Source organism: Actinocrinis puniceicyclus (assembly GCF_018283645.1).
GTDB classification, from domain to species: domain Bacteria; phylum Actinomycetota; class Actinomycetes; order Streptomycetales; family Catenulisporaceae; genus Actinocrinis; species Actinocrinis puniceicyclus.
On the sequence record NZ_JAGSXH010000020.1, the window covers coordinates 13,422 to 30,483 of the forward strand.

Here is a 17,062-nt window from a genome sequence, read left to right on the forward strand (position 1 = left end):
CTCAGGCGTCTACCCATTCGGTCACTACCTGGGTGCCGTCCGGCATCGTGCAACGCAGCCTGACCAGGCCGGCCGGAACGGCGCTGAGGGCGAACCGGCCGAGGTGGTCCACGGGCGCGGTCAGCGACTGGCCGGCCTGCGCCGCCGACTCCAGCGCCACGTGGTTCGGGCCGGAGGGCACCAGCTGCCCGATCAGCCTGCGGGCGCCACCCACCTCGGTGGCCTCGATCGCGACCGTCATCCCGGGCGCCTCGAAGGTCAGCAGCCGGTGTTCGCCGTGCGCGCGGGTCGCGGAGCCGACCAGCTCTTCCTCGTCGATGAGCTGCGCCAGCTGCGAGTCGATGTCGCGCCAGGCGAAAGCGGAACGCGCCGCGTGCATGACCGCGTCCGGCACCGGGTCGATGTGGTCGAACATCGCCCCGATGCGTCTGAGCAGCTTCGCGTCCTCGACGTTTTCCCCAATTGACCGGTGGCTATCCATATCCCCTACTTCCCCCCGATGCGGTGGACATCTGTGTGTGGGCGATCGTGCGGTCCTGTCCTGCGCGCCCGGCTCAGGTCGCCAGCCGCGCGCGCAGCCGTTCCAAACAGCGTGCCCGCGTCGGCCCGATCGATCCGACCGGGATCCTCAGCGCCGCGGCCACCTGCGCGTAGCTCTCCAGCGGAGAAACCGCCAGTACCCGCAAAAGGCTGCGGCAACGCTCCGAAAGCGCCGCGAACGCGTCCCACAACTCGCGGTGCTCGTCCTGCTCGATGGTGCGCCGCTCAGGGTCCTGATCGTCGTCCTCGTCCTCGTCGTCGGGGGCTTCGAAGATCGGCACTTCGCGATCCCGCCGGCGCAGCACGCCGATGGACTCGCGCCGCGCGGTGGTGGCCAGCCAGCCGGCCAGCCGGTCGGGATCGTTGATGGCGTCGAGGTGCTCGACCAACCGCAGCCAGGTGGTCTGGCACACGTCCGCGGCGTCGGCGTCGGAGAGGCGGAAACTGCGCGCGACCGACCACACCAGCCGGGTGAACCTGTTCACCAGCAGGTCCCACGCCTTCTGGTCGCCGCGGGACGCCGCCGCGAGCAGTTCCTGTGTGCCGCTGTCCTCGTCCACCGTTCCACCCTTTCCCGCGCCCACCTGACCGGAAGCGCGGGAAAGGGTATCGATCCGAGTGGTCACTCGACCACCACGCCGAAGTCGGGATGGCATGGCCGGCTCGACGAGTCCAGCAGCGTGTCGGCCGCCTCGATCGCGCTGAGGTGCTTGGACGCGGCGAACCCGGCGATCGCCCCGGCCACTCGCGGCGCGGCGAAGGAGGTACCCGACCACTCGGCGAAGCCGAAGAACTCGCGGCCGTCGTTCAGGAACGGCGCGCACACCTTGGCGCCGACAGCGCAGGCGTCCACCCACCAGCCGTGGTTGGAGAACTCCGCGCGGCGCACGCCGTCCGGTTCCAGCGCGCTGACCGCGACGCAGCTCTTGAGCGCCGCGGGCCAGAACTGCCGGTTGGACCCGCTGTTGCCCGCGGCCACCACGATCACGGTCTGCCTGCCGAAATGCGAGAGCGCCTCGGCCAGCAGCGGGGACGGCTCGTCGTCGAAGGTGTAGCCGCCGAGCGAGAGGTTCAGCACGTCGAGGACCTCGCCGGCGGCGGACAGCCGGGCGCGCAGGCGGGCCAGCGCCCGCAGCAACTCGACCTCGTCGCCGACTCCGTCGTCGCCGAGCGCGCGCTCGATCATCAGGAACGCCGTCGGCGCCTGACGCAGCAGGATTCCCGCGACGAAGGTGCCGTGCCCGGTCTGCGTCTCCAGGGCGTAGTCGACCTCGGCCGGAATCGGGTCGAACTGGTCCGGGCTCACCTGGGCGAACCAGTCGCTGTCGGCGAACCACGGGTGGCTGATGATGCCCGTATCGATCACCGCGGCGAAGACGCGGCGCGCCGAGGGGTCCACCGGGACCGGCTTCGGCATCGGAGCGCAGGGCTTGGGCAGGTCGAAGGGGCCGCCGTTGTAGTCGGGTTCGCCGCGCACGAGATGGTTGAGCGACACGGACATCGGCCCGTCCGTGTGTGTGCGCAGGTCGCCGACCAACTCGTGCAGGTCCACTCCGGCGTCCGGGCGAAGGTGCAGCCGGCTGATGCCGACCTCGACGAGGTCGTCGCGTCGCTCCGTCCAGTTGCGTACGGTCTCGTGGGCGCGGTCGGCGTGGCGGGCCGCGACGAGGATCTGGTCGCGGCGATGCAGCGCTGTCGTCCCGTGGGGTCCCTGGCTCAGTACGGCGTCGCGGTGACGGGCGAGCAGGCGCTCCAGGCGGGCTTGATGATCGAGACTCATGGCGTTTCCCTCCAGTAGGCAGTCTCCGCTAGGCCGAGGCTTAGCACGTCTGCCCCGTTGTGCGGCGCCGTTCAGATCTCGTCGCCGCCTTGCGGCCGAGCGGGACGCGCCGGACGGCCAGGCCGTACCCCCGTGACGTCCTGACAAGAAGGGCGCGCCCCGCACAGCCGTCCCGATGCCCGCCGTTACATCCCCCCGCGGGCATCGGGACGGTCCCCCAGCATCCACCCCACACTGACCTTCGCCGGGCTCTCCCCTTCCCGGAACGGTCAATAACAAGAGAGCGGCGCGGCGCCTCCTGATACACCCGGCTCAAAGTTTTTTCGGATCGGCCTTCGGCCGCTTCAGGCGGTGCCCGGGACGGGGCCCCACCTGCGCCGTACGGCCGGGCTGCGACCGTAATCACATCCAGCGTTCACCTGCAGGGCCTTGCGTCGCCGGAATCAGGCGTAGGTATGGTTAGGCTTGCCTAACCTAAGCCTTCCGTCCGAGAGCGAACCCGAGGATCAGCCCGCCATGTGGAATGACGCGTTCCCCAGCTTCCTGATCGGTCTGCGCGAAGGACTGGAAGCCGGCTTGATCGTCTCGATCCTGGTGGCCACGCTGGCGCGGGCCGGGCAGCGCTCCCGGCTCGGCGCGCTCTGGGCCGGGGTCGGCGCGGCGGCCGCGCTGAGCCTGTCCTTCGCCGCGGTGCTGACGTTCACCGCGGCCGACCTGCCGACGGGCGGCCAGGACGCATTCGCAGGCGTGCTCTCGCTCGTGGCGGTGGGTTTCGTCACCGCCATGGTGTTCTGGATGCGCCGCTCGGCACGCGGCCTGTCCGGGGACCTGAAGGCCCGAGTCACCGAGGCGCTGGGGCGGGGCGCGGCGGTGCTCGCGATCACCTCCTTCGTCGCGGTGGCGCGCGAGGGCCTGGAGACCGCCCTGTTCCTGTGGACCACGGCCGAGTCGGCGGGGGAGTCGCAGGGCCCGGTCATCGGCGCGTCGCTCGGCGTCGCTCTGGCCGTCGCCGCCTGCTGGGGCCTGTACCGCAGGGTGTTGCGGATCAACCTGACCCGGTTCTTCTCGGCCACCGGAGTCGTCCTGATCGTCATCGCCGCGGGCGTGCTGGCCTACGGACTCGGCGACCTGCAGGAGGGCGGTCTGATCCCCGGGCGCACCGCTCTCGCCTTCAACCTCGCCTCCATCGACTCAGGGTCCTGGTACGCCACGCTCGTCGCCGGCACCTTCAACATCACCCCCGCGATGTCCTGGCTGCAGGTGACCGGTTACCTGCTGTACCTGCCGCCGGTGATGTTCCTGTTCGTACGGGGCATCCGGGCCACGAGCACAGCCACGAGCACAGCCACGAGCACAGCCACGAGCACGGCCGCCGGCGCCGCCGCGGCCGAGCGCCCGGCCCCGGCCACCAGAGCGCGGCGGCGCGCGGCCGCACGCGCCGCGGACGAACAGGCGCTCGCCGCACGCATCGCGGCCAAGCGAGCGAAGGAGCAGGAGCGCAGCGCCGCCCGGAGAGTGCCGCGCTGGGCCGTGGGGACCTCGATCTTCGCCGTGCCGGCGGTAGCCGCCGTGACCGCGATCGCCGTGCTCGGTCCCGCGAAGAGCGGCACGGCAGCCAACGCCGTCGCGCTGAGCGAGTCCGGCTGCGGGACCGGATGGAGCGACCCGCGGGCGGGGGCGCAGAGCTTCGAGCTGACGAACAACGGTCACAGCACGGCTGAGGTCTTCCTGATCGACCCGGGCAGCAACGCGGTGTTCGCCGAGATCGAGAACCTCGCCCCGGGCACCACGCGCCCGCTGGCCGCCACGCTGTCCGGCGGCTCGTACGCCTTCCGCTGCGCGTTCGCCGACGGCACCGCGCTGTCCTCGAAGACTTACACCCTTGGCGGTGGCCGAACCGCCCGGGCGAGTTCAGGGTTCGCCCCGGTGACGGATCAGGACCTGCAACAGCCCGTCGCGGACTACCGCGACTACGTGCAGCAGACCTTGCCGGTGCTGCTGGCCGACAGCCGCAGGCTCGACGCGGACCTCGCCGCCGGCGATCCGGCCGCGGCCAAGCCCGACTGGCTCACCGCGCACCTGGACTACGAGGGTCTGGGCGCCGCGTACGGCACCTTCGGAGAATACGACGCGAAGATCGACGCTCGCGCCACCGGGCTGCGCGGCGGGCCGCACGACGCGTCGTGGACCGGGTTCCACCGCATCGAGTACGGGCTCTGGCACGGGCAGTCCGCCGCGGTGCTGCGCCCGCTCGGTGATCGACTGGTCGCCGACGTCCAGGCGCTGATCAAAGCCTTCCCAAGCCAGAGCACTGATCCGAACGATCTGGCCCTGCGCGCCCACGAGATCCTGGAGAACACGCTTCAGTTCCAGCTGACCGGGACCGCCGACTACGGCAGCGGCACCGCGCTGGCCACCGCGAACGCCAACCTGCACGGCACGCAGGTGGTCCTGAGCACGCTGGCGGGGCTGATGCGCACCCGCGACCCGCAGGCGCTGGCGTCGATCGACACCTGGATCCAGACGGTGGCCGCGGACCTGAACGCGGCGCGCGATCCGGACGGCTCGTGGACCGCGGTGAACCGGCTCGGTTCGGCGCGCCGCCAGCGGCTCGACGCGGACGTGGGCCAGCTGCTCGAGCAGTTGTCCGTCGTGCCCGGCCTGCTCGAAGAACGCAGCAGTGCGTGACCCGGAACAGTGACATCCCCTCCCAGTGCAACGGCTCGCGTGAGACAGAAACCTGAGTTGATGACCGAAGAGAACCCCACCTCGCCCGCCTCCGCGGGGTCCTGCCCCTTCGCCGCCGGCATCGACGGCGCCGACGTGCACCAGGCGCTGCGCCGCCGCTCGTTCCTGCGCGGCGCGGCGGCGGGCGCGGTCGGCGCCGCCGCGGTCACCGCGGGCGGCCTGGGCGCCGCGCGGGCCACCGCCTCCGCCGCGGACGGCGGTGGCGCCGGCAGCGCGCGCACGATCCCGTTCCACGGCGCGCACCAGGCGGGCATCCTCACCCCGCCTCAGCTCGCGGCGAGTTTCGTGTCCTTCACCGTGGTCGCGCGGCACCGGGCCGAACTTCAGCGGCTTTTCAAGACCCTGACCCAGCGTGCGCGCTTCCTCACCGCGGGCGGAGCGCCTGACGACGCCGGCGTGGCGTCCCCGCCCTCGGACAGCTCGACCCTCGGGCCGCTGGTCCCGGCGGACGGGCTGACCATCACGGTGGGGGTCGGGGCCTCGCTGTTCGACTCCCGCTACGGCCTGGCCGCGCTCAAGCCCGCGAAGCTGGTCGCGATGCCGGTCTTCCCCAACGACGACATGCAGAACTCGACCGAGCTGCACGGCGATCTCTCGCTCCAGATCTGCGCCGACCACCGCGACACGGTGATGCACGCGCTGCGCGACATCGCCAAGCACACCCGGCCCTGGCTCGCCCCGCTTTGGAAGGCGGACGGCTTCCAGTCCCCGTCCCGGCCCAGCGGAGCGCAGCGCAACCAGCTCGGCTTCAAGGACGGCATCGCCAATCCGGATGTGACATCGACCACTGAGACCAACGCCTTGATCTGGACGCACGGCGGGGCGAACGGCGAGCCGGCCTGGGTGCAGGGCGGCTCGTACCAGGTGGTGCGGATCATCAGAATGCTGGTCGAGTTCTGGGACCGGGTCTCGCTGACCGAGCAGGAGAACATGTTCGGGCGCCGGCGCGACACCGGCGCCCCGCTCTCCGGCTCGAAGGAGAGCGACGTCCCGCAGTACGCGAACGATCCGCAGGGCGGGATCATCCCGCTGGACGCGCACATCCGGCTGGCCAACCCGCGCACCGCCCGCACTGACGGCCAGCGGATCCTGCGCCGCGGCTACAACTACGACCGGGGCGTCGACGCGAACGGCAACCTGGACGTCGGCCTGATCTTCGCGGCCTACAACCAGGACGTGGTGCGGCAGTTCGAGGCGGTGCAGGCCCGGCTGATCGACGAGCCGCTGGTCGACTATGTCTCGCCGACCGGCGGCGGCTACTTCTTCGCGCTGCCGGGAGTCCGGGACGCGCGGGACTACTACGCCTCGGGCCTGTTCGTGTGAAGGCCCCGTCGCTCTCTGCCGCGACGGGGCCGCACCACGCCCGCTATTCGCCCTTGCGGCGCCGGGTGCCGAACACGATCTCGTCCCAGGACGGCACGGTCGCCCGCTTGCCCGGAGTCACGCCGTCGTTGACCGCCTGCTGGTCGGTAGAGCCGCGCAGCCGGTCCTTGTGCGGGCCGACCGCGCCGAACAGGGCGTCCGAGTAGGCCGAGCCAGCGCCCGCTTGCCGCTGTCGCGCGGCCGGCTCCTCGGCGGCCGGAGGCGGGCCGGGGGTGGGCGCGCTTGCCGCCGCGACCGGGCGCAGCGGCGTGACCACCGAGTCGCCGGAAGCCGCGGACGCAGCCGGGCCGCTGCCCGCTGCCGCGACCGGGCGACCCTGCCAGGTCGGCAGCGGGGTCACCGACGGGGCCGGGCGCCCGGACTGGCCGGGCTCGCCGACGGCCGCCGCGGCGGGCAGCCGCGGTGTCTGGCGCGCGGCGAACGGGAACGCGTTCTCCGCAGCCACGTCGCTGGAAAGCAGCCGTGCCTCGTCGTCGGCCGGGGTGACCAGCCGCCGCGGCGGGTCGAATGCCCAGTTCGCCTCGTAGGGCAGGCCGCCGATGCGGAAGGCCAGACGCACCGTCCAGGTGCCGTCGTCGCGCCGCCAGGAGTCCCACTGCGCCGAGTCGTGGTCCGGCTCGCGCTGCGCCAGCCGCTCGCGCACCACGTCGCCCAGCTTCGGCCCGTGCGTCTCGCCGGCCCGGCGCACCTGGGTGTTCTGCGCCCGCTCGGCCATGAACGCCCGCTCGGCCAGTACCGGCCCCTCGAAGCGGCGCACCCGCTCCAGCGGGATGCCCGCCAGGTCGGCCACCTGCTCCGCGGTCTGCCCGGAGCGGATGCGCGCCTGGATGTCGCGCGGCCGCAGCTGGGCGTCCAGCTCTATCTCGATCTGGCCGAGCCGGGCCCGGTCGCCGCGCACCGCGGCGCGCAGCCGGTCGTCGATGGCGAGGAAGAACTCCTGGCCGTCGGGGGCACGCAGCACCAGGCGATCGCCGTCGCCGGAGACCGCCATCACGCGCAGTTCGGTCATGAGACCTCCTGGGTGGTGCCGCTGCTGGACGTAGTACCGAGTGTGGCGCGCGCAACGCGGGTTCGGGAAGATGCCACGCCCGATCGGCGCAACACACTCCGGCGCGCGTTACCCGTTCGGGGGACTACGACCCTGGCAAGGCGGAGATCGCGCTCGCGAACCCTGATGCGCGCGGTCATTCCTCGTTATCCCCCTCGGCGGTTCCGGAAACCCTTCGCGCCGGTCTTCTTCCGCTACTCGTCGTCCGGTCCACCGTATCAGCGAGCCCAGCCTGAACGGAGTCCCAACGCGGCGACAAACGAAGCAATCTGCGCGGCCCCCCGGCCGGATCCCGCCATTCGCCCGCCGAATCCACTGTAGCGAAGGCAGGTGCCGGAACACACATGGAATCAGCGGGTCAACGGCTGTGCCGACTTGCGTAGATGTGGACGTGCATCCCAACGCCCTGTGTATTGGCTCATCGCGGTGCGCCACGGCAGACTTCGAAGTGTGGTGCATCTGCCGATCTTGTTCGACCTGCTCGGGGTTTTCAGCGCGGCGGCCTCCGGCGCGCTCACCGGCATCCGCAAAGGTCTTGATCTGGTCGGGATCCTGGTGCTGGGCGCGGCGACCGGCCTCGGCGGCGGCGCCGTGCGCGACGTGCTGATCGGTGCGCATCCGCCCGCGTTCCTGGTGGACTGGCGTTATCTGACCACTGCGACACTCGCGGCACTCGGCGTGGTCGTGGTCGAATACCGGCTCGCCGCGGTAGGTCCCCTGCTGCGCGAGCGCGTGCGGCTCTCCACCGCATATCTGACCGTGGATTCGCTCACGCTGGGCTTCTTCGCGGTTTCCGGCACCGGCAAGGCCCTGCGGTACGGGCTGGCCCCGGTTCCGGCCGCGCTGATGGGGGTCCTGACGGCGGTCGGCGGGGGAGTGATCAGGGACATGCTGGTCGCCGAGGTGCCGACCGTGCTGCGGCGCGAGTTCTACGCGATCCCGGCGGCGCTCGGCTCGGTGCTGGTCGCCGCGGTGGACCGCTACACCACCGCGCTCACGCCGCTCGCCTTCGCCGCCGCGGGATTGACCGCGGCGCTGCGTATGGTCGCGGCGCGACGCGGCTGGCACGCGCGTCTTTCGCGACCGCCACGCGCCGAGGAGCCGCGCTGACGCAAACTACTGACATAATTCCGATGCCGGTGCGGGACAACGGGAATCGCGGGATTCGGCGGCGGTTTAGAACAGGCGTGCGAATTGGTACGCGCCCGTTGTGAGCCGCCGCCATTCACGGTGCGCGCAAACCGGCGCGCTGGGGATTTCGCGCCGGCACGGCGGAATTCGGCCGCCCGCTCCGCGCTTCCGCTTCCCGCATTACCGTGCGTTACAACGAGAGCGCAAGGATCTCGTCGCCGCGGTCCAGGAAGCTGCGGCCGACATCCACGTACTCCGCGCCGCGCGGTCCGTGGATGTGGATTCCGGTGAACACCGCGACGTGCGCGGGGACCTGGTCGTCGCGCAGCACCTGGATGACCGCGTCGGTGTCCGCATCGATCAGGTCCCGCGCGATCCGGGTGATGCCGAGCAGGCCGACGGCTTCTACGTCCGGGACGCGCGGCGCGATCCGCTCGCGCAGCCGCGACTGCTCCGGGTCGTCCTTGTCCAGATACGGGTAGTCGGAGGTGTGGACGTCGCCACCGCGCAGTTCGTCGTGCAGGGCCATCAGTGCGCCGCAGGTGCGGGAGGGTCCGGGTACGCCCGGCCGCTCGCAGTTGCCGATCGTGCCCGCGTCGTCCACGCCCACGTGCGCGAGGCCGAACAGCACGAACGTGCGCCGGTCGTTCATCAGCGGCGCGTGCCCACGCGCCGCGGCGATACCTGTTCGGCCCAACGTGAGCAGTCCGGCCAGGCCCGCCATGTTGAACGCGGGCCCCCACGCCCGCTGCAACTCGGCGGTCAGCGCGAAGGCCAACTCGTCCCGGCAGGTGGCGATGAGCGGCAGCGCCGAGCCGCGGTGCACGCCGTGCTCCCGCAGCTTGTCCTGGGTGGAGTTGACGAACTGATTGGCCGGGATGGCGGCGGGGAAGTCGCGGGCCAAGGTCGCGGCGAAGCTCACGGGCGGGTACCTCTCCACTGGCTCGGGTCGAACGATGCGTCACTGGACAACGTGATGTTCGCACAGTCGGCGTTTACTCCGCTGTTGCCGCCTCCGGCTTGAACCGGACCGCAGCGGCGTGGCTATGATGGATATGTATCTTGACGTCGAGATAATAAGCGGCCAGTGAACGGAGCCCCCGCGATGTCAGCAAGCAGCGCGATCAACAGCTTTGGCGCCCGCGCGCAGCTCACCGTCGGCGACGCGTCGTACGAGATCTACCGGATCGACGCGGTGCCCGGTGCCCAAGACCTGCCCTACTCGCTCAAGGTGCTGCTGGAGAACCTGCTGCGCACCGAGGACGGGGCGAACATCAGCGCCGAGCACGTCCGCGCCCTGGCCGCCTGGGATCCGGCGGCCCAACCGGACACCGAGATCCAGTTCACCCCGGCGCGGGTGATCATGCAGGACTTCACCGGCGTGCCCTGCGTGGTGGACCTGGCCACCATGCGCGAGGCCGTGGTCGCCCTCGGCGGCGACCCGGCGAAGGTGAACCCGCTGGCACCGGCCGAGCTGGTGATCGACCACTCCGTCATCGCGGACGTCTTCGGCACCCCGGACTCGTTCAGCCGCAACGTGGACATCGAGTACCAGCGCAACCACGAGCGCTATCGCTTCCTGCGCTGGGGGCAGACCGCGTTCGACGAGTTCAAGGTCGTGCCGCCCGGCACCGGCATCGTGCACCAGGTCAACATCGAGCACCTGGCCCGCGTCGTGATGCACCGCGCCAACGGCGAGGGCACGGTTCAGGCTTACCCGGACACGGTGGTCGGCACGGACTCGCACACCACCATGGTCAACGGCCTCGGCGTGCTCGGCTGGGGCGTCGGCGGCATCGAGGCCGAGGCGGCGCTGCTCGGCCAGCCGGTCTCGATGCTCATCCCGCGCGTGGTCGGCTTCAAGCTCACCGGGCAGCTTCCGGCCGGGGCCACCGCCACCGACCTGGTGCTCACGATCACCGAGATCCTGCGCAAGCACGGGGTGGTCGGCAAGTTCGTCGAGTTCTACGGCGAGGGCGTCACCGCGGTCCCGCTGGCCAACCGGGCCACCATCGGCAACATGAGCCCCGAGTTCGGCTCGACCTGCGCGATCTTCCCGATCGACCGGGAGACCGTGGACTACCTGCGGCTCACCGGCCGCAGCGCCGAACAGCTGGCGCTGGTCGAGGCGTACGCCAAGGAGCAGGGCCTGTGGCACGATCCGTCGCGCGAGGCCAAGTACTCCGAGTATGTCGAGCTTGACCTGTCGACCGTGGTGCCCTCCATCGCCGGGCCGAAGCGCCCGCAGGACCGCGTGGTGCTGGCCGAGGCCAAGGCCCGCTTCCGCACCGCGGTGCGCGACTACATCACGGACGCCGACGAGTCCGGCGTCGAGTCCTTCCCGGCCTCTGACGCGCCGGCGGTGCGCAACGGCATCTCGAAGCCGACCCCGGTGACCCCCGCGGACGGCCCCGAGTTCGAGATCGACCACGGCTCGGTGGTGATCGCCGCGATCACCTCCTGCACGAACACCTCGAACCCGTCGGTCATGCTGGGCGCCGCGCTGCTGGCCAAGAAGGCGGTGGAGAAGGGCCTGCGGGTCAAGCCGTGGGTCAAGACCACGCTGGCGCCCGGCTCCAAGGTCGTCACCGACTACTACGACCGCGCGGGCCTGACCCCGTACCTCGACAAGCTCGGGTTCAATCTGGTCGGTTACGGCTGCACCACCTGCATCGGCAACTCCGGCCCGCTGCCGGAGCACGTCTCCGCCGCGGTGAACGCGGCGGACCTGGCGGTGGTCTCGGTGCTCTCCGGCAACCGCAACTTCGAGGGGCGCATCAACCCGGACGTCAAGATGAACTACCTGGCCTCGCCGCCGCTGGTGATCGCCTACGCCATCGCCGGGACCATGGACTTCGACTTCGAGCAGGACGCGCTCGGCGCCGACCAGGACGGCAAGCCCGTGTACCTCGCGGACATCTGGCCGTCCCCGGTCGAGGTGCAGGAGGTGATCGGCTCGGCGATCTCGGCCGAGATGTTCGCGCACGACTACGCCGACGTCTTCGCCGGGGACGAGCGCTGGCGGTCGCTGCCGACGCCGACCGGCGACATCTTCGAGTGGGACGCCGACTCGACCTACGTGCGCAGGCCCCCGTACTTCGAGGGCATGCCCGAGGCCCCGGCCCCGGTCGAGGACATTCGCGGCGCGCGGGTGCTGGCCAAGCTCGGCGACTCGGTGACGACGGACCACATCTCGCCGGCCGGCTCGATCAAGGCGGACTCGCCGGCGGGCCGGTACCTGGCCGAGCACGGGGTCGAGCGGCGCGACTTCAACTCCTACGGCTCGCGGCGCGGCAACCACGAGGTGATGATCCGCGGCACCTTCGCCAACATCCGGCTGCGCAACCAGCTGCTGGACGGGGTCGAGGGCGGCTACACCAGGAACCTGCTGACCGGCGAGCAGGCGACCATCTACGACGCCTCGGTCGCCTACCAGGAGGCCGGTGTGCCGCTGCTGGTGCTGGCCGGCAAGGAGTACGGCTCCGGTTCCTCCCGGGACTGGGCCGCGAAGGGCACCGCGCTGCTGGGTGTCAGGGCGGTCATCGCGGAGTCGTATGAGCGCATCCACCGCTCGAACCTGATCGGCATGGGCGTGCTGCCGCTTCAGTTCCCGGCGGGCCAGAGCGCCGCGTCGCTGGGGCTGACCGGCCAGGAGGAGTACTCCGTCTCCGGCATCACCGCGCTCGACGACGGGACCACTCCGCGCACGCTGAAGGTCACGGCGACCGGCGCCGACGGCCAGACCAAGCAGTTCGCCGCGGTGGTGCGCATCGACACCCCCGGGGAGGCCGACTACTACCGCAACGGCGGCATCATGCAGTTCGTGCTGCGTAACCTGTTGCGGGCCTGATCCCGGCGAAGGACCGCGGGGCGAAGGACTGCGGGGCGAAGGAGCCCGCGCCCGGTTTGTCCGGGCGCGGGCTCTCGCGGGTGGCGCGGTCGAACCCGAACACCGCCTAGGGCAGCAACGAGGGTTTTCCCGCTATCCCACGGTGGCTACCTATCGGTAATTTCACTCCCGGCCCAGCCCGTTCCTATGAGAACGCTTATTCGTACACCCGCCGTCACGGCTGTCGGCCGGCGGCGCGGTGTGAAGCGACGCCCGCTACAGGCAAGGGCGTAGACCGGCCGGGGCGCGGGACACAATCCCGCCCCCGGCCGCGTCATCGCGGTCGCTGCCTTCCCCGGCGCGGACACCCACCCGGAGCCAAGCTCCGGCCGCGCCGGGGGAATCCCTCTGTGAAGCCCGGTGCGAAGGGCGCGGATATCCGGGCTCTCCGGATATTGTTGCCTCCTGCACCAATCTCGGTTGTTTCCCGGCGCTATGTGGTCAGCCTGGGCTGATCCGGTACTGATCGCGCGGAAACCGGCGCGCCGGACACCGGCTGCGGCCCCCGCGAGCGAGCGGCAGGCCCCTGCGGCAACTAATCCCGGCCGCGGGCCTCGGCGCGTGTTCCCGCCGCGTCGTGCCGCACCGATCCAGCCTCGGCGCTTGACTCGGCGTGACCCCGCGGCGCTTTCCGCTCGAAGCTCGGAGGCTATCAAGCCGTCCTTGCCAAGCTCACGGCGGTACCGAGCCGGTGGAGATCGCGTTGCGGCGCGGTAACGGCCGCGCGGCGCGCGGAAGTCCAAATCTCGATTCGGCAACGTACGCAGAGGCCGCAGTGCCCTGTTGAACCTGCTGTTCGACGGTTGTTCGAATTGTTGTCTCACCGCCGAGGCGGTTGCGCAACAGCACGTCGCCGGGTGTTATGGCGCCGCATGGATCAGGGTGTTGGTCTAGACCACATCCGATATGTCCGGATTGCGGCGACGTCGTGTAACCTCGCATCACCGAACGCGTTTCCCAATCGTTACGCCGTTCAACAAAGTCGCACTCCCGACCTCTTCCCAAGTCCGAGGCGACAGAATACGTTGCCGGTCACAACATTCCACGAACGCCGAGCTGCGGGGCACTTATGCCACAAGCCGGCACGAGAAAGGACCAAAACGCGATGATGCGTAAGGCCGTCCTCACCGCTACCGTCGGCGCCGCTGCTCTGGCGTTCGGCGTCGCGGCGTGTTCCAGCTCCTCCTCGCCCAGCTCTTCGTCTTCCGGTTCTTCGAACAACGCGGGTGCCAAGCCGAAGGTCGGCATCATCCTGCCGGAGACCGCCACCTCCGCCCGCTGGGAGGGCGCGGACCGCCCGGCCCTCAAGGCCGAGTGCGACAAGAAGAACCTGGAGTGCGACATCCAGAACGCCCAGGGCAGCGACCAGCAGGAGAAGACGATCGCGGACACGATGCTCAAGACCGAGCACGTGCAGGTGCTGATCCTGTGCAGCATCGACCCGACCACCGGCCAGGCCGTGACCTCCGAGGCCAAGTCGCTCGGCGTCAAGGTCATCGACTACGACCGCCTGGTCACCGGCTCGAGCCCGGACTACTACATCTCCTTCGACAACGTCGCGGTCGGCAAGGCCCAGGGCACCGCGCTCGCCGCCGCCGTGCAGTCGATGGCCATCAAGAGCCCGGACGTGGCGATCCTCGACGGCGCCCCGACCGACAACAACGCCACCCTGTTCAACCAGGGCTACATGTCGGTCATCCAGCCGCTGATCGACGCCAAGACCTGGAAGAAGTCCGCCGAGCAGGCGATCGCCAACTGGGACAACACCACGGCCGGCACCACCTTCACCTCGATGTACAACGCCGACCACAACATCAACGTGGTGATGGTCGCCAACGACGGCATGGCCAACGCGGTCATCGCCGACCTGAAGAACCTCGGCATCAACGGCAAGGTGGCCGTGTCCGGCCAGGACGCCACCGCCGGCGGCCTGCAGCACATCCTCGACGGCGACCAGTCCTTCACCATCTACAAGCCGGCCTCCCAGGAGGCCGTCCCGGCCGTGGACCTGGCCGCCGAACTGGCCGCCGGCACCACGCCGACCGAGACCTTCGCGAACGTGACCGACCCGACGAACCAGCAGGCGATCAAGTCCCTGCTGGCCACGCCGATCACCATCACCAAGGCCAACATCGACCAGCCGATCAAGGAAAACTACACGCCGTACAAGGACGTCTGCACCGCGGCCTACGTCGCCAAGTGCACCGCGGCCGGCATCACGGCCCAGTAAGTCCCTGATCCTCCCGGTTTCGCGCGACGGCTCCCGCTGGGCCGTCGCGCGGAGCCGGGGGCTTGGCTTGTTTGGAGGCGTTCGCGGTGGTATCGCGTTGTCACAGTTTCGCCATATCGAGGCGGGTCCAGGAGAAGAGGTCGAGGTGAACCAGAACGAGCCGATTCTGCGAATGCGCGGAATCACCAAGTCGTTCGGCCCCGTCAGCGTGCTCAAAGGGGTGGACTTCGAAGCCCACCTCGGCGAAGTGACGGCGCTGGTAGGCGACAACGGCGCGGGCAAGTCCACGCTGGTCAAGTGCATCGGTGGCACATACTCCATCGACGCGGGGGACTACCTGTTCGAGGGTAGGCCGGTCAAGGTCCACGGTCCGCGTGACTCCGCCGCGCTGGGCATCGAGATCGTCTACCAGGACCTCGCGCTGTGCGACAACCTGGACATCGTGCAGAACATGTTCCTCGGCCGCGAGCAGCTCAACCTGGTGCGCACGCTCGACGAGCCCTCGATGGAGCGCCTCGCCGGCGAGACGCTGGCCTCGCTCTCGGTGCGCACCGTCTCATCCGTGCGCCAGAAGGTCGCCAGCCTCTCCGGCGGTCAGCGGCAGACCGTGGCCATCGCCAAGGCCGTGCTGTGGAACTCCAAGGTGGTCATCCTCGACGAGCCGACCGCCGCGCTCGGCGTCGCGCAGACCGCCGAGGTGCTGCGCCTGGTGCGCAACCTCGCGGACCAGGGCCTCGCGGTGATCCTCATCTCGCACAACATGAACGACGTCCTGCAGGTCTCCGACCGCATCGCGGCGCTCTACCTCGGCCAGATGGCCGCGCTGGTCAAGCGGTCCGAAGTGACCCACACCCAGATCGTGGAACTGATCACGGCCGGCCGCTCGGGCAACCTGGGCCTGCCGCTGTCGACCACCCTGAGCTCGAATGGAGCCGCGCTATGAGCGAGATGACCGACAGCCGCGCCGGTGCGGCGCCCGTCGTCACCGCAGCGGTGCCGCGCAGCCTCGGCGAGTCCTTCTACAACTACCGGCAACGGGTGCGGACCGGCGAGATCGGCGCGCTGCCCGCTGTCATCGGCATCGTGCTCCTGCTGATCATCTTCTCGTTCGCGCAGACCGGCTTCCTGAGCCTGTCCAGCTTCATCTCGATCCTGCAGGAGTCCGCGCCGACCATCACCCTGGCGATGGGCCTGGTGTTCGTGCTGCTGCTCGGCGAGATCGACCTGTCGGCCGGCGTGGTCGGCTCCACCGCCGCGGCCTTCGGCGCGATCCTCTCGGTGAAGCACGGCATAGCCTGGCCGCTCGCGATCATCGGCGCCGCGGCGTTCGGCGCGGTCGCCGGCTCCCTGCTCGGCTGGCTGCGCGCCCGCATCGGCATCCCCTCGTTCGTGGTCACCCTGGCCGCGTTCATCTCCTTCCAGGGCGCGCAGATCCTGGTGATCGGCAGCAGTTCCGGCCAGGTCTCGATCGGCGACAAGATCCTGCTCCAGCTGGACAACGGCCGCCTCTCCCCGGTGCTCGGCTGGGTCTACCTGGTCATCGCCGTCGTCGCGTACACGGCCGTCAAGCTCATGCAGGTCAACGGCCGCCGCAGGCAGGGCCTGGCCAGCGAGCCGATGAGCCTGCTGGTGCTGCGCATCGGCGCGCTGATCGTCGGCGGCGCGATCTTCGTGTACTTCTGCAACGTGGACGAGGCGCTGACCTGGCAGCAGCGGCAGGGCATCCACATCCGGGGCGTCCCGTGGGTCGTCCCGATCATCGCCGCCATGCTGGTCGTGCTGAGTTTCGCCCTGGACAAGACCCGCTACGGCCGGCACGTCTACGCGGTCGGCGGCAACGACGAAGCGGCTCGCCGCGCCGGTATCCCGGTGCGCCTGATCCGCACCTCGGTCTTCGTCATCTGCTCGACCATGGCGGCCTTCTCCGGACTCTTCCTCGCCTCCGAGCTCAACGGCGTCAACACCCAGGAAGGCGGCGGCAACGTGCTGCTGCTCGCCGTGGCCGCCGCGGTCATCGGCGGTACCTCCCTGATGGGCGGTCGCGGCCGGGTCGTCGACGCGGTGCTCGGCGGACTGGCGCTGGCGATCCTGCAGTACGGGATGAGCAACCTGATCAAGGGGGGCAACGCCTCCGCCTATCAGTACATCATCACCGGCATCGTCCTGCTGCTGGCCGCCGCGGTCGACGCGCTCTCCCGTCACGCGGGCCGCTCGACGAGTTAGGCACCTGCTCTCCGCAGCCAGGGTGGTACGCGTTGGACGCGCCGGACGGAAGGCGAACGTTGATGACTGGTCAGAGCTCTGAGAGGCACT

General features: G+C 70.2%; 12 protein-coding genes. 7 read left to right on the plus strand and 5 right to left on the minus strand.

Annotation, left to right across the window (positions count from 1 at the left end):
- Position 1 precedes the first annotated feature (1 nt).
- From KGA66_RS08425 to KGA66_RS08435, 3 genes are all read right to left on the minus strand, one after another.
- Complete coding sequence (locus tag KGA66_RS08425) at positions 2-481, minus strand: hypothetical protein (RefSeq protein WP_211466406.1); 480 nt, start codon at positions 479-481, stop codon at positions 2-4.
- A gap of 73 nt (positions 482-554) precedes the next feature.
- Positions 555-1,100: an RNA polymerase sigma factor gene (locus KGA66_RS08430; RefSeq protein WP_312886814.1), complete on the minus strand. Its 546-nt coding sequence runs from the start codon at positions 1,098-1,100 to the stop codon at positions 555-557.
- Between the two features lie 62 nt (positions 1,101-1,162).
- Positions 1,163-2,320, minus strand: coding sequence for a S8 family peptidase (locus tag KGA66_RS08435; RefSeq protein WP_211466410.1), 1,158 nt, complete (start codon positions 2,318-2,320; stop codon positions 1,163-1,165).
- A 516-nt stretch (positions 2,321-2,836) separates the two neighbouring features.
- On the opposite strand from KGA66_RS08435, the gene efeU reads away from it, so the two are divergent.
- Together efeU and efeB are read left to right on the plus strand one after the other, a co-directional pair.
- On the plus strand, positions 2,837-5,008 hold the full coding sequence (gene efeU / locus KGA66_RS08440; protein ID WP_211466412.1) for an iron uptake transporter permease EfeU: 2,172 nt from the start codon (positions 2,837-2,839) through the stop codon (positions 5,006-5,008).
- A gap of 60 nt (positions 5,009-5,068) precedes the next feature.
- Positions 5,069-6,391 (plus strand): iron uptake transporter deferrochelatase/peroxidase subunit, encoded by a 1,323-nt coding sequence (gene efeB, locus KGA66_RS08445; RefSeq protein WP_211466414.1) that lies wholly within the window; start codon positions 5,069-5,071, stop codon positions 6,389-6,391.
- 43 nt (positions 6,392-6,434) lie between these two features.
- Here the strand turns inward: efeB and sepH are convergent, their stop codons facing one another.
- The gene (gene sepH, locus KGA66_RS08450; RefSeq protein WP_211466416.1) at positions 6,435-7,460 is read right to left on the minus strand and encodes a septation protein SepH; all 1,026 of its coding nucleotides are present in this window, start codon (positions 7,458-7,460) and stop codon (positions 6,435-6,437) included.
- A gap of 492 nt (positions 7,461-7,952) precedes the next feature.
- Here sepH and KGA66_RS08455 point away from each other — a divergent pair, with 492 nt between their 5' ends.
- Positions 7,953-8,609, plus strand: coding sequence for a trimeric intracellular cation channel family protein (locus KGA66_RS08455; protein WP_211466418.1), 657 nt, complete (start codon positions 7,953-7,955; stop codon positions 8,607-8,609).
- A gap of 211 nt (positions 8,610-8,820) precedes the next feature.
- Here KGA66_RS08455 and KGA66_RS08460 read toward each other — a convergent pair whose 3' ends face one another.
- Positions 8,821-9,552, minus strand: a complete 732-nt coding sequence (locus KGA66_RS08460; RefSeq protein ID WP_211466420.1) for an LCIB family protein — start codon at positions 9,550-9,552, stop codon at positions 8,821-8,823.
- 183 nt (positions 9,553-9,735) lie between these two features.
- Between KGA66_RS08460 and acnA the strand changes: the two genes are divergently transcribed.
- From acnA to KGA66_RS08480, 4 genes are all read left to right on the plus strand, one after another.
- Positions 9,736-12,480: an aconitate hydratase AcnA gene (gene acnA, locus KGA66_RS08465; protein ID WP_211466422.1), complete on the plus strand. Its 2,745-nt coding sequence runs from the start codon at positions 9,736-9,738 to the stop codon at positions 12,478-12,480.
- Between the two features lie 1,144 nt (positions 12,481-13,624).
- Positions 13,625-14,749: a sugar ABC transporter substrate-binding protein gene (locus KGA66_RS08470; protein ID WP_246507229.1), complete on the plus strand. Its 1,125-nt coding sequence runs from the start codon at positions 13,625-13,627 to the stop codon at positions 14,747-14,749.
- Positions 14,750-14,921: 172 nt separating this feature from the next.
- On the plus strand, positions 14,922-15,692 hold the full coding sequence (locus KGA66_RS08475; RefSeq protein WP_211466485.1) for an ATP-binding cassette domain-containing protein: 771 nt from the start codon (positions 14,922-14,924) through the stop codon (positions 15,690-15,692).
- On the plus strand, positions 15,689-16,972 hold the full coding sequence (locus KGA66_RS08480; protein WP_211466424.1) for a sugar ABC transporter permease: 1,284 nt from the start codon (positions 15,689-15,691) through the stop codon (positions 16,970-16,972). Before KGA66_RS08475 ends, KGA66_RS08480 begins: the two co-directional genes overlap by 4 nt.
- Positions 16,973-17,062 lie beyond the last annotated feature (90 nt).